The sequence below is a fragment of the Kineococcus sp. R86509 genome (genome assembly GCF_042466365.1).
GTDB lineage: Bacteria > Actinomycetota > Actinomycetes > Actinomycetales > Kineococcaceae > Kineococcus.
The window spans coordinates 208248-226899 of the sequence record NZ_JAXHCE010000001.1; the positions used below are offsets into that span (position 1 = coordinate 208248).

The window sequence follows — 18652 nt, forward strand, 5'->3', positions numbered from 1 at the left end:
CGAGGACCCTATGCGGCTCACTCCGTGCGCAGCGCGACGACCGGGTCCAGGCGTCCCGCCCGACGCGCCGGGAACACTCCGAAGAAGATGCCGACGGCCGCGGAGACGACGAACGCCACCACCGGGCTCCACCACTCGATCGTCGCCGGCAGCGGGGAGAGCTGGTTCACCGCGATCGACCCGGCCACCCCGATGAGGATGCCGATGATCCCGCCGACGCTGGTCAGCAGGACGGCCTCGACGAGGAACTGCACGAGGACGTCGCGCTGGCGGGCGCCGAGGGCCTTGCGCAGCCCGATCTCCCGGGTCCGTTCGCGCACCGAGACGAGCATGATGTTGGAGACCCCGACCCCGCCCACGAGCAGCGAGATCCCCGCGATCGCGGCCAGCACCGCCGTCAGCAGCCCGAGGATCTGGCCGATGACGCCGAGGATCTGGGTCTGGGTGACCGCGCTGAACGTCTGGTCCGGGTACTGCGCCTTCATCGCCCGCCACAACTTGTCCGACAGCGCCGGGACGACGTCGGAGGAGGGCGCCTTCACCGCGAACGCGTCGACGCGGTCGAGGGAGAACAACCGCTGGGCCGTGGTGATCGGGATGTGGATCTCGTTGTCCTGGGAGACCCCGAAGCTCTCCCCCTTCTCCCGCAGCACCCCGATCACCTGGAAGCGGGTGCCCGCCACCGTGATCTGGCGGCCCAGCGGGTCCGCCCCGGGGAAGAGGTTCTGCGCCGCCTGCGAGCCCAGCACCGCGACCCGGCGGCGGGCGTCGACGTCGACGGAGGTGAAGTACTGGCCCTCGGCGACCGGGCGGGTGAGGACCCGGGGCAGGTTCTGGTCCGCGCCCTGGATGGTGACGAACCGCTCGACCGTCCCGGCCCGCACCTGCGCGCCCGTGGAGACCCGCGCCGTGACGGCGCTCTCGTCGCCGACCACGTCGGCGAGGACCTTGCCGTCCTGGACCTGCATCGTCGACGTCGAGGGCGCGTTGGAACCGAGGTTGTTGGTGTCGAACTGCCCGGGCACGACGAGGATCAGGTTGGAGCCGAGACCTTCGACCTGGGACTCGATCTGGTTGCGCGCCCCGGACCCGATGGAGACCACGACGATGACGGCGGCGATGCCGATGATGATGCCGAGCATCGTGAGCAGGCTGCGCATCCGGTTGCCGCGCAACGCGTCCAGTGCGACGCGGAACGCTTCGAAGCCCTTCACGCGTCGGCTCCGTCCGCCGTGTCGCGCTCCACCAGGCCGTCACGCACCCGGACCTGACGGCGCGCGCGGCCGGCGACCTCGTCGTCGTGGGTGACGAGGACCACCGCGACGCCCCGGGCGGAGTTCAGCTCCTCCAGGATGCGCATCACCTCGGCCCCGTTCTTGGAGTCGAGGTTGCCGGTGGGTTCGTCGGCGAGCAGGATCCGCGGTTGGCCGACCAGCGCCCGCGCGATCGCCACCCGCTGCTGCTCGCCGCCGGACATCTGGGTGGGCCGGTGGGTCAGGCGGTGCCCCAGGTTCACCGCCTTCAACGCCTCGGCCGCCATGTCGCGCCGCTCGCTGCCCTTGACGCCGCGGTACAGCAGCGGCAACGCCACGTTGTCGATGGCGCTGGAGCGCGGCAGCAGCTGGAAGGCCTGGAACACGAACCCGATCTCCTCGTTGCGCAGCTCCGCGAGCTCCGCGTCGCCCAGGTCGGCGATGTTGCGCCCACCGACGCGCAGGATCCCCGACGTCGGACGGTCCAGGCAGCCCAGCAGGTGCATCAGCGTCGACTTGCCCGATCCGCTGGGGCCCACGATTGCGGCGTACTCCCCCTCCGCGACGGTGAAGGTCACCCCCCGCAGCGCGTCGACCGTCGTGTCCCCGAAGCGGTAGGACCGGGTGACCTCGACCGCCTCGATCGCGGCCGCGTGCAGCGTCGGGTGGTGCTCGGGGGACGGGATCAGCGCGCGCTCCTGGTCGTGGTTCTCGTGGTTCTCGTGGTTCTCGGTGGTGTCCTGCGGGTGGCCCGTGTCGGGACGGGTCACGAGACCTGCTGTCCCTGCTTCACGCCGGCCGCGCCCTCGGTGACGACCTCCTCGCCGCCGTCGAGACCCTTGGTGATCTCCACGTCGGTCTCCCCCCGGACCCCCACGGTCACCGCGCGTCGCTCCGCCTTGCCGCCGGAGACGATCCAGACGGTGTCGGAGTCCTTCGCGCCGTTGTCGGACCCGGCCCGCACCACGGCCGCGGCCGGGACCTCCACGACGCCGTCCACCTCCTGCACGACCAGCGACACCGTCGCCGACATGCCCGGCAACGGCGTCGCCGCCGGGGTGCCGTCCCCGCCCGTCCCGCCGTCGTAGCTCAGGCGGACCGTGTACGTCACCGAGCTCCCGCCGCCGCCCTTGGGCGTCGGGTCGATGCTCGTGACCGTCCCGTGGTACTTCGCCCCGGGCACCGCGTCGATGTTCACGTCGGCCCCGATCCCCGGCTTCACGCTCAGCACGTCCGTCTCGTCGACGTCCGCCGTCAGGCTCAGCGTCGACGCGTCGATGACGTTGAGCACCGTCGCCCCCGACGCCACGGCCGCGCCCTGAGCCAGCACCGGGGCACCCGCCGCACCGGAGTCCGACCCGGCGGCCGCGGCCGGCAACGACACCCCGCTGCCCGCCAGCAGCGCCTCGGCCCCCGCGGGCAGGTTCGCCGATCCCGAACCCCCCGTCGCGGACAGCGACACCTTTCCCGAGATCGGCGCCTTCACCACCAGGGCGTCCACCGTGGCCTGCGCCGCCGAGACCGCCGCCCGCGTCTGCACGCGCTGGGCCTGACCCAACGACGACACCGCCGTGTCCAGGTTCCCCAGCCCTGCGTTCACCTGGTCCACCAGGGCCTGCGTCTGCGAAGCCAGCAGCTGGTACTGCGTTCGCGAGGACTGCACGGCCGCCAGTGCCGCCGCCCGCGCCGCGGGGTCCGCGATGGCCTGCGCCTGGGTCTCCGCCTCGGAGAAGCGCGCCGCCGCGTCCGCCGCCGCCTTGCGCTGCTGCGCCGCCACCTGCGAGGCGCTCTTCGCCGAGCCGGACCCCGAGGACCCCGACGCCGCGGCGTCCTCGTCGGCCTGCTTCGCCTGCGCGAGGTTCGACACCGCCGACGGGGAGTCGATCGTCATCAGCACGTCACCGGCCGCGACCTGCTGGCCGTCGCTCACGTTCAACGTCGCCACCGTCCCCGCCGCCGGGGACTTCACCACCGCCGAGGCCCGCGGCTGCACCGTCCCCGGCGCGTCGACGACCTCCGCGACGTCACCCCGGGCGACGGTCGCCGTCGACAACGCCGGAGCCTCGTCCTTGCTGCACGCCGAGGCGACCAGCACGAACGAGGCCCCGACGGCGACGGCGGACAGGGCACGGAGGGGACGCCGGGACGGGCGCGGAGTCGTGAGGTGGGCTCGCACCTGGTCACACTAGGGCTTGCCCGAGCGTCCACGGGTCCACCTCAGGCGTGGTCTTCGACACCTGCCCCTCCCCCCTGGGTCGCACCCCGGACACCGGTCCCTACCCTCGAACGGGTGAGCACTCCGGGCCAGGAACTCGTCGACCTCTACGACCCGACGGACCGTGCCGGACGGGTCACCGGCAGTGCCCCACGCGCCGAGGTCCGCGCCCGCAACCTCCCCCACGCCGCCACCGGCGTCCTGCTGCGCGACCCCGCCACCGGCCGCGTCTTCGTGCACCGCCGCACCGACGTCAAGGACCTCAACCCCGGCGCCCACGACTGCCTCGCCGGTGGCGTCGTCGACGCCGGCGAGACCCCCCTGCACGCCGCCCACCGCGAACTGCGCGAGGAACTCGGCCTCGACGCCGACCTGCGCCCCGTCACCACCACCTGGTACCGCGACGACACCACCCACTACCTCGCCCACGTCTACACCGCCGACTGGGACGGGACCCCCCTCACCCTGCAACCCAGCGAGGTCGCCGAGGGCTGGTGGGAGGACCCCGCCACCCTGCGCGACCGCCTCGCCGACCCCACCTGGCCCTTCGTCCCCGACACCCGCGCCCTCCTCGCCGCCTGGCCGCGCTGGTGGGAGACCGGACGTGCGGAAGGCCGCCCCCGCTGACGAGGACGGCCCTGCGCACCACCGGACGGGAAGCGACCTACAGGTACTGACCCGTGTTGGCGACCGTGTCGATCGAGCGGCCCGCCTCCGTGCCCTTCTTCCCCTGCATCAACGTGCGGATGAAGACGATCCGCTCACCCTTCTTGCCCGAAATCCGGGCCCAGTCGTCCGGGTTCGTCGTGTTCGGCAGGTCCTCGTTCTCCTTGAACTCGTCCACGCACGCACTCATCAGGTGATCCACCCGCACCCCCTTCTGGTTCAGGGTCAGCAGGTCCTTGATCGCCATCTTCTTCGCCCGGTCCACGATGTTCTGGATCATCGCGCCCGAGTTGAAGTCCTTGTAGTACAGGACCTCCTTGTCACCGCCCGCGTACGTCACCTCGAGGAACTCGTTCTCCTCGCTCTCGGTGTACATCCGCTCCACCGTCGCCCGGATCATCGCCTCGACCGTGAGCTGCTTCGTCCCCCCGTTCACCGCGACGTCGTCCGCGTGCAACGGCAGGTCCGGCGTCAGGTACTTCGCGAAGATCTGCCCCGCGCTCTCCGCGTCCGGACGCTCGATCTTGATCTTCACGTCCAGCCGGCCCGGGCGCAGGATCGCCGGGTCGATCATGTCCTCGCGGTTCGAGGCGCCGATCACGATGACGTTCTCCAGGCGCTCCACCCCGTCCAGCTCCGACAGCAGCTGGGGCACGATCGTCGTCTCCACGTCCGAGGACACCCCCGACCCACGGGTGCGGAACAACGACTCCATCTCGTCGAAGAACACCACCACCGGCGTCCCGGCGCTCGCCTTCTCCCGCGCCCGGGCGAAGATCAGCCGGATGTGGCGCTCGGTCTCGCCGACGTACTTGTTCAGCAGCTCCGGGCCCTTGATGTTCAGGAAGTAGCTCTTGGCCTGGCTCTCGCCCCGCAGCTCCGCGGCCTTCTTGGCCAGCGAGTTCGCGACGGCCTTCGCGATGAGCGTCTTCCCGCACCCGGGCGGGCCGTAGAGCAGGATCCCCTTCGGCGGGCGCAGACCGTGCTCGCGGAACAGGTCCGCGTGCAGGAACGGCAGCTCCACCGCGTCGCGGATCGCCTCGATCTGCGGCCCGAGGCCACCGATGTCCTCGTAGTCGATGTCCGGGACCTCCTCCAGGACCAGCTCCTCGACCTCCGCCTTCGGGATCCGCTCGAAGGCGAACCCGGACCGGGTGTCGATGGTCAGGGAGTCCCCGACCCGCAGCGGGCCGTCCATCAACGGACCGGCCAGACGCACCACGCGCTCCTCGTCGGCGCGCGCGAGCACCAGGACCCGCCCGTCGGGCAGGATCTCCTTGACCGAGGCGAGCTCGCCCGTACGCTCGTAGTCGAACGCCGCCACCACGTTCATGGCCTCGTTGACCATCACGTCCTGGCCGGGCTTCAACGAGTCCAGGTCGATCGCCGGGCTCACCGCCACCCGCATCCGCCGACCCGCCGACATGATGTCGGCCGTGCCCTCACCGGCGGCCTCCAGGAACGTCGCGAACTGCGCGGGCGGCTGACCGAGACGGTCCACCTCCGACTTCAGCGCGACGATCTGGTCCCGTGCCTCGCGCAGCGTCGTGGCGAGGCGGTCGTTCTGGGCACTGACCTGAGCGAGTCGGGTCCGGGCGGCTCCGAGCTGTTCCTCGAGCGCGGTGAGGTGGCGGGCGTCCCGCTCACCTCCGCCGCCGAAGCGGCGCTGGGGCTCCGTCATGGCGCATCTCCCCTCTGGGTGGATGCGTTCGACAGTAACCCGCGGACCCGGGATCGCGCGGTGGATTCGACGTCGGCGCGTTGCCGGCCGGTCACCGAGGGCGTCGGACCACGAACGTGACGTGCGTCTGCGGCCAGGCCAGCTCCGCACCCGTCACCGCGTCCCGCACCGAGGCCCCCACCGACAGCCGGTTCTCCACCAGCCACTCGTTGCGCCACGCCCCGCTCACCGGCTCCACCCCGAACCCCACCCCCTCCAGCAGCTCGACCCAGTCCGGCCACGTCATGTCGCAGAACCGCTCGTGGCACTCCGAGAGCCAGCTGTCCACGTAGTCGCGGGTGGTGAGGAACTCCATCGCCGCCCGCAAGGTCAGCTCCGCCACCCCAGGCCCGACCCACCGCACGTCGCAGCGCCCGCCGGAGAGCGCCGGGAAGTCCTGCGCGAACTGCACCAACCGCTCCGCCGGCGACATCGCGCCCACCACGGCCGCCACGTCCCCACCGTCCAGACCGGCCAGGTCCCGCGGCGCCACCCCCGCACCGACCCCGTCCAGCACCAGGTGCACCAGCCGGTCCCCCTCCCGCGGACCCAGCACGTCGGAACAGACCCACACCCCGCCCGGCACCGTGTGCTCGAAGATCCGCTCCGCCAACCGCTCCAGGTCCGCCCGCCCCGCGCCGTAGCTGGCGATCTCGTGGGTCAGGGCCACCGTCAGGGTCGTGCTCACCGACGCCACCGGGAAGACCGCCGAGCGCAACAGGTTGCGCTGGGCGAAGAAGACGTTGGGGTGGGCGAACACCCCCTGCGCCCGCCGGTGCTCCGCCTCCGCCACCAGGTGCCGCGACACGTCCACCCCGTAGAGGTCCGACTCCGCCAACCGCGGGTCCCGAGCCGCCCGCTCCAGCAGACCCCCCGCCGCGCACCCCAGGTCCACCACCCGCCCCGGCTCCACGAACGCCGACACCAGCTCCCACTTGCGGTCCGAGGCGTCGTCGAAGGCCGCCGTGTAGCTGCGGTAGTCCCGCGTCGACGTCAGGTCCCCCTCCGTCGAGACCGTCGGGTCCGCGTGGATCAACGCCACCTGCGCCGCCAGCCCGTAGCGGTCGTAGAAGCGCACCACCTCCGGGTGCGCCAGCTCCCGCCACCGCCCGTCCCCCGCGGCCACCATCTCCAGCACGTCCCACGGACGCGCCGGACCCGCCGGGTCCCCGTCCTCCACCGCCACCACCCGGAACCCCAGCTCCGCGTACATCGCCGCCACCTCCGGGGTCGAGCACGCCAGCACCGTCTCCTCCGGGGTCGCCGCGACCCCCGTCGACAGCTCCACGCTCGCCAGCACCGTCCGCGCGAACCGCGGACTGGCCGGGACGTCCGCGACCGGCGCCACCAACGACGCCAACCCCTCCACCGCGGACACCCGCTCCACCATCGCCTCCCGCCGGTGACCCGGCAGCGGGTTGCGCCTCGTCCCGCTGTGCGTCGCCGACGTCACCGCCCACACCACGTCCGCGTCGACCGCGCACACCACCGGAACCCCCGCGGAGTCCACGAGCTCCCCGGCCAGCAGAGAACGCAGGTACCGCGTCTGGAAGGACGTCACGAGGTGGTGGCGGCCGGGGAACAGGACGTGACGCACGACGAGGGACACGCCGTCCACGCTACGGTCAGCCCCCAGCACCCCGAGGAGAGACGTGACCCACACCCAGCGCGCAGCCGCGCTCGACGCCGCCGACCCGTTGGCCCCCTACCGCGAGGAGTTCCTCCTCGACGCGGCCCCCGCCGTCACCTCCTACCTCGACGGCAACTCCCTCGGCCGCCCCTTGACGGCCACCCCCGCGGCCCTCGACGCCTTCCTCCGCCAGGAGTGGGGCGGTCGGCTCATCCAGGGCTGGACCGAAGGCCCCCACGGCGGCTGGATGGACTGGCCGACCCAGCTGGGAGACCAGATCGGCCGCGTCGCCCTCGGCGCCGCCGCCGGACAGACCGTCGTCGCCGACTCCACCACCGTCCTCTTCTACAAGCTCGTCCGCGCCGCCGCCGCCACCGGACAGGCCGAGGGCCGCGACGAGATCGTCTGCGACACCGACAACTTCCCCACCGACCGCTTCGTCCTCGAAGGCATCGCCGCCGAGACCGGCCTCACCCTGCGCTGGATCGAGACCGACCCCGCCTCCGGGATCACCCCCGACCAGGTCCGCGCCGCCGTCGGCCCCCGCACGGCGCTCGCGACCTTCAGCCACGTCGCCTACCGCTCCGGCCACCTCGCCGACGCCGCCGCCATCACCCGCGTCGTCCACGACGCCGGCGCCCTCGTCCTCTTCGACCTCTCCCACTCCGCCGGATCGGTGGAACTCGAGCTCGACGCGTGGGGCGTCGACCTCGCCGTCGGCTGCTGCTACAAGTACCTCAACGGGGGACCCGGAGCCCCCGCCTTCGCCTACCTCGCCACCCGCCACCAGGGCAGCCACCCGCAGGCCCTGCGCCAACCCGTCCAGGGCTGGATGGGTCACGCCGACCCCTTCGCCATGGGCCAGGGCTACCAGCCCGACCCCGGGATCCGGCAACTCATCTCCGGCACCCCACCCATCGTCGCCATGGTCCCCGTCCGGGTCGGCCTCGACCAGCTGGAACGCGCCGGGATCGCCGCCGTCCGCGCCAAGTCGACCGCACTGACCACCTTCGCCCTCGACCTGGCCGACGACCTCCTCGCCCCCCACGGCGTCACCGTCGCCACCCCGCGTGAGCCGGAAGCCCGTGGTGGACACATCACCCTGCGCCGCAGCGACTTCCGCGACGTCACCGCCGAACTCTGGACCCGGGGCGTCGTCCCCGACTTCCGCACCCCCGACGGGATCCGCCTCGGCCTCGCCCCGCTGTCCACCAGCTTCACCGAGGTCCTCCACGGCGTCCTCGCCCTCCAGGAGATCGTCGAGGCCCCCCGGTGAGCGAGAACACCCGCAAGCTCGAGGACGGAGTCGTCACCGACTTCACCCGTGACATGTCCTACGGCGAGTACCTCCACCTCGACGAACTCCTCACGTCCCAGCACCCGCTCAGCACCCCCGAGCACCACGACGAACTGCTGTTCATCATCCAGCACCAGACCTCGGAACTGTGGCTCAAGCTCGTCCTGCACGAACTGCGCTCCGCCATGACCGCCATCGCCGGCGACGACCTCAAGACCGCGCTCAAGAACATCGCCCGGGTCAAGCACATCCAGCGCACCCTCACCGAGCAGTGGTCCGTGCTCGCCACCCTCACCCCCACCGAGTACTCCCAGTTCCGCGGGTTCCTCGCCAACTCCTCCGGCTTCCAGAGCCACCAGTACCGCGCCGTCGAGTTCGCCCTCGGCAACAAGAACGCGACGATGCTCGACGTCTTCGCCCACGACGCCCCCCGCCACCACGAACTCAAGACCCTCCTCGAAGCCCCCAGCCTCTACGACGAGTTCCTCCGCTACCTCGCCCGCCACGGACACGACGTCCCCACCGAACTCCTCGACCGCGACGTCACCCGCGCCCACGTCCACACCCCCGCCCTCGTCGCCACCTTCCGGACCATCTACGAGGACGCCGAGCGCTACTGGACCGAGTACGAAGCCTGCGAGGAGTTCGTCGACCTCGAGGAGAACTTCCAGCTCTGGCGCTTCCGCCACCTCAAGACCGTCGAACGCACCATCGGCTTCAAACGCGGCACCGGCGGCTCCTCCGGCGTGGACTTCCTCGCCCGCGCCCTCGACCTCACCTTCTTCCCCGAGCTCTACGCCGTCCGCACCGAGATCGGCTCGTGAAGCTCACCGCCGTCGCCGCCCCCGGAGTCCTCACCGGCTCCGTGACCGGCCAGGCCGTCTTCGACGCGGCGCTCGCCGCCCGCGGGATCGAGGGCGACCTGGTCCTGACGAGCTCCCCGGCCGAGTTCACGGCCGCCCTGCGCGCCGCCGCCGCGGACGGGGAGTTCCTGCTCGTCGCCGGCGACGACACACCCGCGGATCACCTGCTGGTCGGTGCCGGTGTCCCCGGTGCGCGCGTCGTCCGGGTCGACCTCGACGCCCGCGAACCCGACACGTCCCGCTGCGTCCGCCGCCACGTCCGCTGGCGCGGGATGCAGGGCCTGGCCTTCGGCGTCGACGACTGGTTCTTCCACGCCAGCGACCCCGGCACCCGGCACACCTACGGCGCGGACCGGGACCAGTACGCCGACCTGCGCCTGCCTGCGGGCGAGGGCCCGTTCCCCGTCGCCGTCCTCGTCCACGGCGGCTACTGGCGCTCGCGCTGGGACGCCGACGTCATGCACCCGCTGGCCGTCGACCTGACCGCCCGGGGGTTCGCGACCTGGAACGTGGAGTACCGACGCCCGGACCGGCACGGCTGGGACGCCACGACGGCGGACGTCGCCGCGGCCCTCGACGCGCTGCGGGAACTCGACGCGCCCCTCGACCTCGACCGGGTCGTCACCCTCGGCCACTCCGCCGGCGGTCAGCTCGTCACCCGCCTCGCCGCCGACCGGGCCACCGGGAGCGGGATCCGTCCCGCCTTCACCGTTTCCCTGGCCGGCTGCCTGGACCTGACGTCGATCCACGCCCGCGGTCTCAGCGAGCACGCGGTCGCCGCGGCCCTCGGCGGCACCCCCGAGGAGCTGCCGGAGGTCTACGCAGCCTCCTCCCCGATCGATCGGTTGCCCCTCGGTCTCCCCGTCGCGGTGGTCTGCGGGGTCGGCGACGACCCGGACCTGCTGGACGCCTCGCGCCGGTTCGCGACCGCCGCCGTCGCCGCCGGCGACGACGTCACGGTCGTGGAGGCGCCCGGGCACCACTTCTCGGTCATCGACCCCACCTCCGACGTCTGGGCGCGGGTAGCCCGTCTGGTGGTGTCGCGCGTGCACGGCTGAGTCCCGCCCCGGTACCCTTCGTCGCGGCGGATCCGGCGGACGGTGGGAGACAACGGTCGATGTCGTGGGTCTCGCGGCTCGACGCGTTCCAGCGCAAGCACCCGGTGGCGAGCTACCCGCTCGCCGTCGTCTACAAGTTCTTCGAGGACCAGGGCGCCTACCTGGCGGCTCTCGTCGCCTACTACGGCCTGCTGAGCCTGGTCCCCCTGTTGCTCTTGCTCTCGACGATCCTCGGCTACGTCCTCTCCGGGAACCCCGGCGCGCAGCAAGCGATCCTGAACTCCGCCGTCAACCAGATCCCGGTCATCCGGGACGAGGTCGGTGATCCCGGGGCCCTCGGCGGGGGCGCGGCGACGGTCGCCATCGGCATCGCCGGTGCGCTCTACGGGGCGCTGGGGATCGGGTTGGCCATCCAGAACGCCGTGAACATCGCCTGGGGGATCCCCAGGAACGAACGGCCGAACCCGTTCAAGGCGCGGCTGCGTTCGCTGTTGCTCATCGTCACCGCCGGGTTGTTCGTGGTCGGGACCACGGTGCTCAACGTCGTGCTCGGCGACGTCATCGGCGACGACGGGCTGCTGAAGTGGGTGTCCCGGGCGGGGTACACGCTGTTGGCCGGGATCGGCTTCACGATGGCGTTCTGGCTGGCCGCCGCGCACCGTCCACCGTTCAAGACGGTCCTGCCCGGGGCGCTGACGATGGCCGTCCTGTGGCAGTTCCTGCAGTCGTTCGGCAGCACCCTCACGGGTCTGGTCAGCGAACGGTCCAGCATCTCCAACCAGGTCTTCACCGCCGTCCTCGGCCTCATCGCCTTCCTGTTCATCACCTCGTGCGTCGTCGTCCTCTGCGTCGAGGCCGACGTCGTCCGCGTCCGCAAGCTCTACCCGCGGGCGCTGCTGACCCCGTTCACCGACTTCGTCGAACTCACCGAGGGCGACGAACGCGCCTACACCCACATCGCGCAGGCCCAGCGGCACAAGGGTTTCGAGCGGGTCAGCGTCGAGTTCGACGAATCACCGCTGACGGCCCAGCCGCCCCGCGAGGAACGAGCAGACGGTGGTCTGGAGCGGGTGGTAGAGGATGACCGGTAGCACCACCAGCCCGACGACGTGCGGCGGGAACAGCACGGTCGCCATCGGCAACCCGGTGGCCAGGGACTTGGTGGAACCGCAGAAGGCGGTCGTGACCCGGTCCGCGCGGGAGGCGCCCCACCACCGCGGGACCCACCAGGCGAACGTCAGCGCCACGGCCAGCAGCAGCGCCGCGCACCCGAGGACGACGAGGACCTCGGCGGGCGTCACCTCGCTCCAGACGCCTTGGCGCACGCCACGACTGAACGCGGCGTAGACGACCGCCACGATCACCCCGCGGTCCAGCAGGGTCAGTCGCCCCTTGTGGGCTCGGACCCAGCCACCGATCCAGCGGCCCAGCAGCAGGCCCAGCAGGAACGGGACGAGCAGCTGCAGCACGATCCGCCCGATGGCCCCGGCGTCGGGCCCGGCCCCCGTGGAACCGAGCAGCAGCGCGGCCAGGACCGGGGTGAGGCCGATGCCCGCGAGGTTCGACACCGTCGCGCTGACCACCGCCCCGGGGACGTTGCCGTGCGCCACCGCGGTGAACACGACGCAGGACTGGACGGTCGAGGGCAGGGCGCAGAGGAACAGCAGACCGGCGACGAGACCGTCGTCCAGGACGTGGCCGACGACGAGCGCGAGGCCCGTCCCCAGCAGCGGGAAGAGCAGGTAGGTCGTCGCCGCGACCGAGCCCTGCAGCCGCCAGTTGCGCAACCCGGCGACCGCCTCGGCCGGCGCCATGCGCGCCCCGTAGAGGAGGAAGAGGACCCCGACCCCGATCGTCGTGCCCCAGGAGAACCCGGTCGCGACGGCGCCGCCGGCGGGCAGCAGCGCGGCGACGAGGACGGCCGAGAGGATCGCGACGACGAAGGGTTCCACCCTGCGCAGCACGGGAACCCGGGACCAGCGCAGCACGCCGTGACTGTACCTTTCGGGACATGGCTCTGATCAGCGTCGCGGAACTGCAGGCCGAACTCGGCGGCGGGCGGCCGCCGGTCCTGCTCGACGTCCGGTGGGCGCTCGGTGGTCCCGACGGCGCGCAGGAGTACGCGCGGGGACACCTCCCCGGTGCGGTGTACCTCGACCTCGAGACCCAGCTGTCCCGGCCCCGCCGGACCGGTGAGGGGCGCCACCCGCTGCCGGACCCCGTCGCGCTGCAGGAGGTCCTGCGCGGTGCCGGGATCAGCGACGACACCCGCGTCGTCGTCCACGACGCCGCCACCTCCACGAGCGCGGCGCGCGGGTGGTGGGTGCTGCGCTGGGCGGGCCTCGCCGACGTCCGGGTGCTCGACGGTGGACTGGCCGCGTGGACCGCGGCCGGTGGGGTCCTCACCACCGACGTCCCGTTGCCCGGACCCGGCGACGTCACCGTGCGCCCGGGGTCCCTGCCCGTGCTGGACGCCGGGTCGGCCGCCGCCCTCGCCCGCACCGGGGTCCTCCTCGACGCCCGCGCTCCCGAGCGCTACCGCGGTGAGGTCGAGCCCGTCGATCCCGTCGCCGGTCACGTCCCCGGGGCGCTGAACCTCCCCACGACGCAGAACCTGGACGCGACAGGCCGGTTCCTGGCCCCGGAACAATTGCGCGAGCGGTTCGCCGACGTCTCCACCGGACCGGTCGGGGTCTACTGCGGCAGCGGGGTCACCGCCGCCCACACCCTCCTCGCGCTCGAGGTCGCCGGCATCCCCGCGAGGCTCTACCCGGGTTCGTGGTCGGAGTGGGTCGCCGACCCGTCGCGGCCGGTCGCGACCGGCCCGGACGCCGGCTGATCGTGTTCTCCGTCGAACGCGTCGAGGACGGCGTCTCCACGGTCGTCTACCGGGTGCGGACCGACGACGCGACGTACTACCTGCGGGTGGGCGAACGGCCGGGCGACGACCTGCGCACCGACGCGGAACTGCACTCCCGGCTGGCCGCGGCGGGGGTTCCGGTGCCCGCGGTCCTGCACACGCAGTTCGACGTCGGGCTCGACCGGTGGGTCGCTCTGACCACGGAGGTCCTCGGCGCGCCGCTCTCGCGCGCCGAGGACGCGCCGGCCGTCCTGGAGGCCGCCGGTCGCCACCTCGCCGTCCTGAACTCGATCCCCGTCGACGGTTTCGGGTTCATCGTCCGTGACGGCCCGGGCTGGCCGTTGCGCGCGGAGTTCCCCACCCACCGCGAGTTCGTGGTGTCCCACCTCCCCGACCCGTGGCCGGGTCGGCTCACCGAACTGTTCTCACCCTTCGAACTCGACGTCCTCGAGGGGCTGATCGCCGAGCAGTGCGGCCTCGACGTCGTCCCCGCCCTCGCCCACGGCGACCTCGACGTCACCCCCGTCTTCGTCCAGGACGGCGTGTTCACGGGTTTCATCGACTTCGGCGAGGCCCGGGGCGCGGAACCGTGGTTCGACCTCGCGCACTTCCTGCTGCACGACGGGGAGAGGCTGCCCGCTCCCCTGCTGCCGCACCTGCTCCGCGGGTACGGCGTCGCGCCGTCGCAGCGGGTGCTGCGCCGCAGCGCGGTGCTGCTGGGGCTGCGGCAGGTGTGCCGCTGGTCCGGCCCGCTGCGGAACCTGCCCGCCGACCACCCGATGGTGCTCGACCGGGTGCGTCGGCTGCGCGAGTTGATGGTCTGACGTCTCCGCCCGCACGCGGGAGGGACCCGGACCCCGACGAAGTCCGCCGGCGGGTCGGTCGGTCGCGCCCTCTCGGCCGGGGTGGAGGCCCTGGGTGTAGTTTTCCGGACGTGGTCGACGGCGACGAGACGAAGCGAACCAGGATCATCCACGTCGGGCTGGGCGGGTGGGGAGGCGACTGGGAACGGCGGGCGATACCGCCGGTCCCCGAGGTCGACCGCGTCGCCATCGTCGACGCCCACGAACCGACGCTGCGCGCGGCGCAGAAGACGCTGGGCCTGCCCGACGAGATGTGCTTCTCGTCGGTGACCGAGGCCGCGGAGAACGTCCAGGCCGAGGGTGCCCTCGTCACCGCGCCGATGGACTTCCACGTCCCGGTCACGCTGGAGGCCCTGGACGCCGGCCTCCACGTCCTGGTCGAGAAGCCGTTCGCCGGCACCGTGGCCGAGGCCCGGACGGCCGTCGAGCGGGCGGAGGAACTCGGCCTGGTCCTGCAGGTCAGCCAGAACTACCGCTTCTACCCGGGGGCGCAGACGGTGCGCAAGCTCATCGCCGACGGGGAGATCGGGGACCTCTCCGTCGTGCACGTCGACTTCCGCCGGTGGGACCACGACGCTCCCGTCGACAGCTACCGCCACTACCAGTTCCCGCACCCGCTGATCTACGACATGGCGATCCACCACTTCGACCTGCTGCGGATGACGACCGGCCGCGAAGCCGTCAGCGTCTACGCCAAGGTCACCGACCCGACGTGGAGCAAGTACGCCGAAGAGGCCTCCGCGGTGCTCGTCATCGAACTCGAGGGCGGGCTGGTCGCGAGCTACCGCGGGAGTTGGGTCTCGCGGGCCGAGCAGACCTTCTGGGACGGTGAGTGGAGCTTCGAAGGCGAGAAGGGTCTGGTGACGCTGGCCGGTCGTGGGGACCGGGGTCCGGTCGACGACGCCGTCACCCTCGGGCTCGGCGGGAAGCCGGCGAAACCCGTGGCCCTGCCGGACATGCCGCTGTGGGGGCGCTCCGCCGGTCTGCGCCAGTTCGCCGCCGCCGTCCAGGGCGGAGCGGCCCCGGACGTCACGGGGCGCTCCAACCTCGGCAGCGTCGCCCTCATGGAGGCCGCCGCCCGGTCCGCCTCCTCCGGTCAGGTCGAAGCCGTGGAACGGATCGGGGGAACCCTCGCGTGAAGGTGCTGGTCTGGAACGAAGGGGTCCACGAACGCAACCAGAACCCGCCGGACATCGGCGAGTACTACCCCGACGGCATCCACGGCGCCATCGCCGCCGGGCTGCGGCGACTGCTGCCCGACGCCGAGGTCTCCACCGCGACGCTGGCGGACCCCGAGCACGGTCTCAGCGAGGAGATCCTCGCGAGCACCGACGTCGTCCTCTGGTGGGGCCACGTCGCCCACGACCAGGTCGACGACGCGGTCGTCGAACGCGTCAAGGCGCACGTGCTGGGGGGCATGGGGCTGCTCGCCCTGCACTCCGCGCACTTCTCGAAGATCTTCCGGAACCTGCTCGGCACCACGTGCTCGCTGGCCTGGCGGAACGAGGGCGAGCAGGAGCTCGTCTGGAACGTGAAACCGTCCCACCCCATCGCGCAGGGGATCCCGAGCCCCATCGTCATCCCGAAGCAGGAGATGTACGGGGAACTCTTCGACATCCCCGACCCCGACGACCTGCTGTTCATCAGCTCCTTCGCCGGGGGCGAGGTGTTCCGCTCCGGGGTGACCTTCACCCGCGGTCGCGGGCGGATCTTCTACTTCAGCCCCGGCGACCAGGAGTACCCCGTCTACCAGCAGTCCGAGATCCAGCAGGTGCTGGCCAACGGGGTGCGGTGGGCCGCTCCCGCGCCCGGCGAGCGTCAGGTGCCGGGCGTCACGAACCCGCCCCGGCAGTGGCTGCTCTGACGCCCGCCCGCTGAGCTCACTCCTCGGTCGGCTCCTGGGCGGCCGCGGAGGCCTCGGCGCCTCGGGCGGCCTCTCGGGCCGCCTTGCGCACCTTGCGGTCGGAGACGGGACGGTCGCCGTACTCGGTGCCGTCCTCCCCGTTCGCCTCGACCTGCTCGACCTGGTCGCCCGGTTCGACCTCGAGGTCGTCGGGGGCCTCCGTCGCCACGGGAGTGGTGGGGTAGGCCCCCGGCGCGGGACGGCGCTTGCGCAGCGGCGGCTTCACCCCGTCGGCGAGGCGGCGGGTCGTGATGAGGAAACCGGTGTGCCCGATCATCCGGTGCTGCGGACGCACGGCCAGACCCTCGAGGTGCCACCCGCGCACCATCGACTCCCACGCCTCGGGTTCGGTCCAGCGGCCGGAGTCGCGGGCCGCCTCGGCGACGCGGGAGAGCTGCGTGGCCGTCGCGACGTAGCAGATCAGCACCCCGCCGGGCGCCATCGCATCGGCGACGGCGTCCAGGCACTCCCACGGCGCGAGCATGTCGAGGACGGCCCGGTCGGCCTGCAGCCCCACCCCCGGCAGGGTCTCCACCAGGTCACCCACGCGCAGCGTCCACGCGGGGTGGCCACCGCCGAAGAACGTCTCCACGTTCCCCGTCGCGACGTCGGCGAAGTCCTGGCGTCGTTCGAAGGAGTGCACCTGTCCGCCGTCGCCGACGGCCCGCAGCAGCGACATCGTCAGCGCACCGGAGCCCACACCGGCCTCGATGACGACCGCGCCGGGGAAGATGTCGGCCATCGCCACGATCTGCCCCGCGTCCTTGGGGTAGACGACCGCGGCACCGCGGGGCATCGACAGGACGAAGTCCGGCAGCAGCGGCCGCATCACCAGGTACTGGATGCTCGCGGTGTTCACGATGGTCGTCCCGTCGGGACGGCCGATGAGGTCGTCGTGCAGGAACTTGCCGCGGTGGGTGTGGAACTCCTTGCCCGCGGTGAGGGTGATGGTGTGCATCCGGCCGCGGGGGTCGGTGAGCTGCACGCGTTCCCCCTCGCGCAGAGGTCCGCGACGCGTGTGGGCGCCGGTCGGCGGCGGGGTGGGGGTGTTCACAGGAGGTCCTTCCAGCGGGGGTGTTCGGGGAGGTGGGTCAGCGGGCCGTGACGGCCTGGATGACGTCGGAGGTGTGCAGCAGACCCCGCACCCGACCCTGACCGTCGATGATGACGTGCTCACCGGGACGGACCTGGACGGCGTCGAGCAGATCCTCACCGGCGAGGTCCTCGGCCAGCCAGGAACGCGGCGGCAGGGCCCGGGCGGTGGCCCCGGCCCCCAGCGAGGTCCGGCGTTCCGCCGGGACCTGACGCAGCGCCGTGGTGTCGACGACGGCCACGGGCACCCCGTCGTCGGTGACGAGGACGACCTCGAGGTCGCGCTGCGTTCCCGACGTCGCACCGGCGTCGATCGCGGCACGGGCCGAGCGCACGACCTCCTCGACGGTGGCCCGGGCGTTCACCCCGATCGCGGGACGCAGCAGCACCCGCGCGCTCAACGCCGGCACCCGACGCTGCTGCGTCGCGTACTTCAGGGCACCCGAGGCCCCCTGCCACAGCAGCGAACCGACGAGGCCGGCCCAGACGACGTCCGTGATGGACGTGCCGAAGCCCAGCAGCCGCGGGCCGAAGAGGGCCCCGACGAAGACGACCACCGCGAGGACCCGCCCGACCCAGCCGGCGACGACGGTCCCCGCGAGCCGGTCGCCGCGGACCTTCCAGACGACGGCCTCCAGCGCGTGCCCACCGTCCAGCGGGAGCCCGGGCAGCAGGTTGAAGACGGCCAGCAGGGCGTTCGACAGCGTCAGGGCCCCCAGCAGCAGCCCGGCGACCCCGCCGCCGTCGGGCTGGTCCCGCACGGCGCCACCGACCTGCCACGCCACCAGGGCGATGACCGCGTTGACGATGGGACCGACGACCGCGATGACCAGGCTGCTGCCCGGTCCGGTGCGCCCCTCGTGGGAGGTGAACCCGCCCCACACGTTGAGGACGATGCCGGTGACGCGCATGCCGGACCACTTCGCCGCCAGGGCGTGCGCGACCTCGTGCAGCAGGACCGAGATCAGCAGCAGCACCGCGTAGCCGAAGGCGACGACGTAGGACGCCGGTCCCGCGACCTGGCGTTGGACGACCGGAGCGAAGATCACGACGATGAGCGCCGCGAACAGGAACCACGAGGGCGCCAGCAGCAGCGGTACGCCGAACGGGCGGCCGAGACGTATGCCGCCCCTCACGATGCCGATCTCAGGGTGCAGCGGTCGACGAGCATCCGCCGATCCTAGGTGGCCCGCGACGTCGCTCAGATCGGGGACCACCCGGCTGCGCCCTAG

16 protein-coding genes and 1 pseudogene are annotated in these 18652 nt (G+C 72.4%); 9 read left to right on the forward strand and 8 right to left on the reverse strand.

Annotated features, from left to right (window positions below):
- Positions 1-17: 17 nt before the first annotated feature.
- The 3 genes from SJY07_RS01015 to SJY07_RS01025 all read right to left on the reverse strand — a co-directional run bounded on the left by SJY07_RS01015 (position 18) and on the right by SJY07_RS01025 (position 3429).
- Positions 18-1214 (reverse strand): ABC transporter permease, encoded by a 1197-nt coding sequence (locus SJY07_RS01015; RefSeq protein WP_328296101.1) that lies wholly within the window; start codon positions 1212-1214, stop codon positions 18-20.
- Positions 1211-1912: an ABC transporter ATP-binding protein gene (locus tag SJY07_RS01020; protein ID WP_380162078.1), complete on the reverse strand. Its 702-nt coding sequence runs from the start codon at positions 1910-1912 to the stop codon at positions 1211-1213. The genes SJY07_RS01015 and SJY07_RS01020 overlap by 4 nt, the downstream gene beginning before the upstream one ends.
- 107 nt (positions 1913-2019) lie before the next feature.
- Positions 2020-3429 (reverse strand): efflux RND transporter periplasmic adaptor subunit, encoded by a 1410-nt coding sequence (locus SJY07_RS01025; RefSeq protein WP_380156395.1) that lies wholly within the window; start codon positions 3427-3429, stop codon positions 2020-2022.
- A 114-nt stretch (positions 3430-3543) separates the two neighbouring features.
- Between SJY07_RS01025 and SJY07_RS01030 the strand changes: the two genes are divergently transcribed.
- Entirely contained in the window at positions 3544-4095 is a 552-nt protein-coding gene (locus SJY07_RS01030) for an NUDIX hydrolase (protein WP_380156397.1), read from the forward strand.
- A gap of 37 nt (positions 4096-4132) precedes the next feature.
- Here SJY07_RS01030 and arc read toward each other — a convergent pair.
- Both arc and SJY07_RS01040 read right to left on the reverse strand, forming a co-directional pair.
- Positions 4133-5767 (reverse strand): annotated as a pseudogene (gene arc, locus SJY07_RS01035) (proteasome ATPase); the annotation flags it as partial.
- 139 nt (positions 5768-5906) lie between these two features.
- The gene (locus SJY07_RS01040; protein WP_380156399.1) at positions 5907-7463 is read right to left on the reverse strand and encodes a class I SAM-dependent methyltransferase; all 1557 of its coding nucleotides are present in this window, start codon (positions 7461-7463) and stop codon (positions 5907-5909) included.
- 43 nt (positions 7464-7506) lie between these two features.
- Here SJY07_RS01040 and SJY07_RS01045 point away from each other — a divergent pair, with 43 nt between their 5' ends.
- From SJY07_RS01045 to SJY07_RS01060, 4 genes are read left to right on the forward strand one after another with little or no spacing between them, the layout of a single operon-like run.
- Entirely contained in the window at positions 7507-8760 is a 1254-nt protein-coding gene (locus SJY07_RS01045; protein WP_380156401.1) for a kynureninase, read from the forward strand.
- Positions 8757-9605, forward strand: coding sequence for a tryptophan 2,3-dioxygenase (gene kynA / locus SJY07_RS01050; protein ID WP_380156403.1), 849 nt, complete (start codon positions 8757-8759; stop codon positions 9603-9605). Before SJY07_RS01045 ends, kynA begins: the two co-directional genes overlap by 4 nt.
- Positions 9602-10702: an alpha/beta hydrolase gene (locus tag SJY07_RS01055; protein ID WP_380156405.1), complete on the forward strand. Its 1101-nt coding sequence runs from the start codon at positions 9602-9604 to the stop codon at positions 10700-10702. The genes kynA and SJY07_RS01055 overlap by 4 nt, the downstream gene beginning before the upstream one ends.
- A 59-nt stretch (positions 10703-10761) precedes the next feature.
- On the forward strand, positions 10762-11793 hold the full coding sequence (locus SJY07_RS01060; RefSeq protein ID WP_380156407.1) for a YihY/virulence factor BrkB family protein: 1032 nt from the start codon (positions 10762-10764) through the stop codon (positions 11791-11793).
- Here the strand turns inward: SJY07_RS01060 and SJY07_RS01065 are convergent.
- Positions 11716-12690: a bile acid:sodium symporter family protein gene (locus tag SJY07_RS01065; protein ID WP_380156409.1), complete on the reverse strand. Its 975-nt coding sequence runs from the start codon at positions 12688-12690 to the stop codon at positions 11716-11718. The genes SJY07_RS01060 and SJY07_RS01065 overlap by 78 nt on opposite strands.
- Positions 12691-12713: 23 nt before the next feature.
- Here SJY07_RS01065 and SJY07_RS01070 point away from each other — a divergent pair, with 23 nt between their 5' ends.
- The 4 genes from SJY07_RS01070 (at position 12714) to SJY07_RS01085 (ending at position 16289) form a co-directional block, all read left to right on the forward strand.
- Positions 12714-13541, forward strand: a complete 828-nt coding sequence (locus SJY07_RS01070) for a sulfurtransferase (protein WP_380156411.1) — start codon at positions 12714-12716, stop codon at positions 13539-13541.
- The gene (locus SJY07_RS01075; protein WP_380156413.1) at positions 13490-14386 is read left to right on the forward strand and encodes a phosphotransferase family protein; all 897 of its coding nucleotides are present in this window, start codon (positions 13490-13492) and stop codon (positions 14384-14386) included. The genes SJY07_RS01070 and SJY07_RS01075 overlap by 52 nt, the downstream gene beginning before the upstream one ends.
- A gap of 110 nt (positions 14387-14496) precedes the next feature.
- Entirely contained in the window at positions 14497-15564 is a 1068-nt protein-coding gene (locus SJY07_RS01080) for a Gfo/Idh/MocA family protein (RefSeq protein WP_380156415.1), read from the forward strand.
- Positions 15561-16289 (forward strand): ThuA domain-containing protein, encoded by a 729-nt coding sequence (locus SJY07_RS01085; protein WP_380156417.1) that lies wholly within the window; start codon positions 15561-15563, stop codon positions 16287-16289. Before SJY07_RS01080 ends, SJY07_RS01085 begins: the two co-directional genes overlap by 4 nt.
- 16 nt (positions 16290-16305) lie before the next feature.
- Here SJY07_RS01085 and SJY07_RS01090 read toward each other — a convergent pair whose 3' ends face one another.
- Positions 16306-17382 (reverse strand): tRNA (adenine-N1)-methyltransferase, encoded by a 1077-nt coding sequence (locus SJY07_RS01090; RefSeq protein WP_380156419.1) that lies wholly within the window; start codon positions 17380-17382, stop codon positions 16306-16308.
- Between the two features lie 37 nt (positions 17383-17419).
- Positions 17420-18556, reverse strand: a complete 1137-nt coding sequence (locus tag SJY07_RS01095) for a site-2 protease family protein (protein WP_380156421.1) — start codon at positions 18554-18556, stop codon at positions 17420-17422.
- Positions 18557-18652 lie beyond the last annotated feature (96 nt).

Bases quoted from the DNA above. Each gene is read 5' to 3' on its own strand.
- SJY07_RS01060 (WP_380156407.1), top strand. From the start codon at position 10,762: ATGTCGTGGGTCTCGCGGCTCGACGCGTTCCAGCGCAAGCACCCGGTG.
- SJY07_RS01070 (WP_380156411.1), top strand. From the start codon at position 12,714: ATGGCTCTGATCAGCGTCGCGGAACTGCAGGCCGAACTCGGCGGCGGG.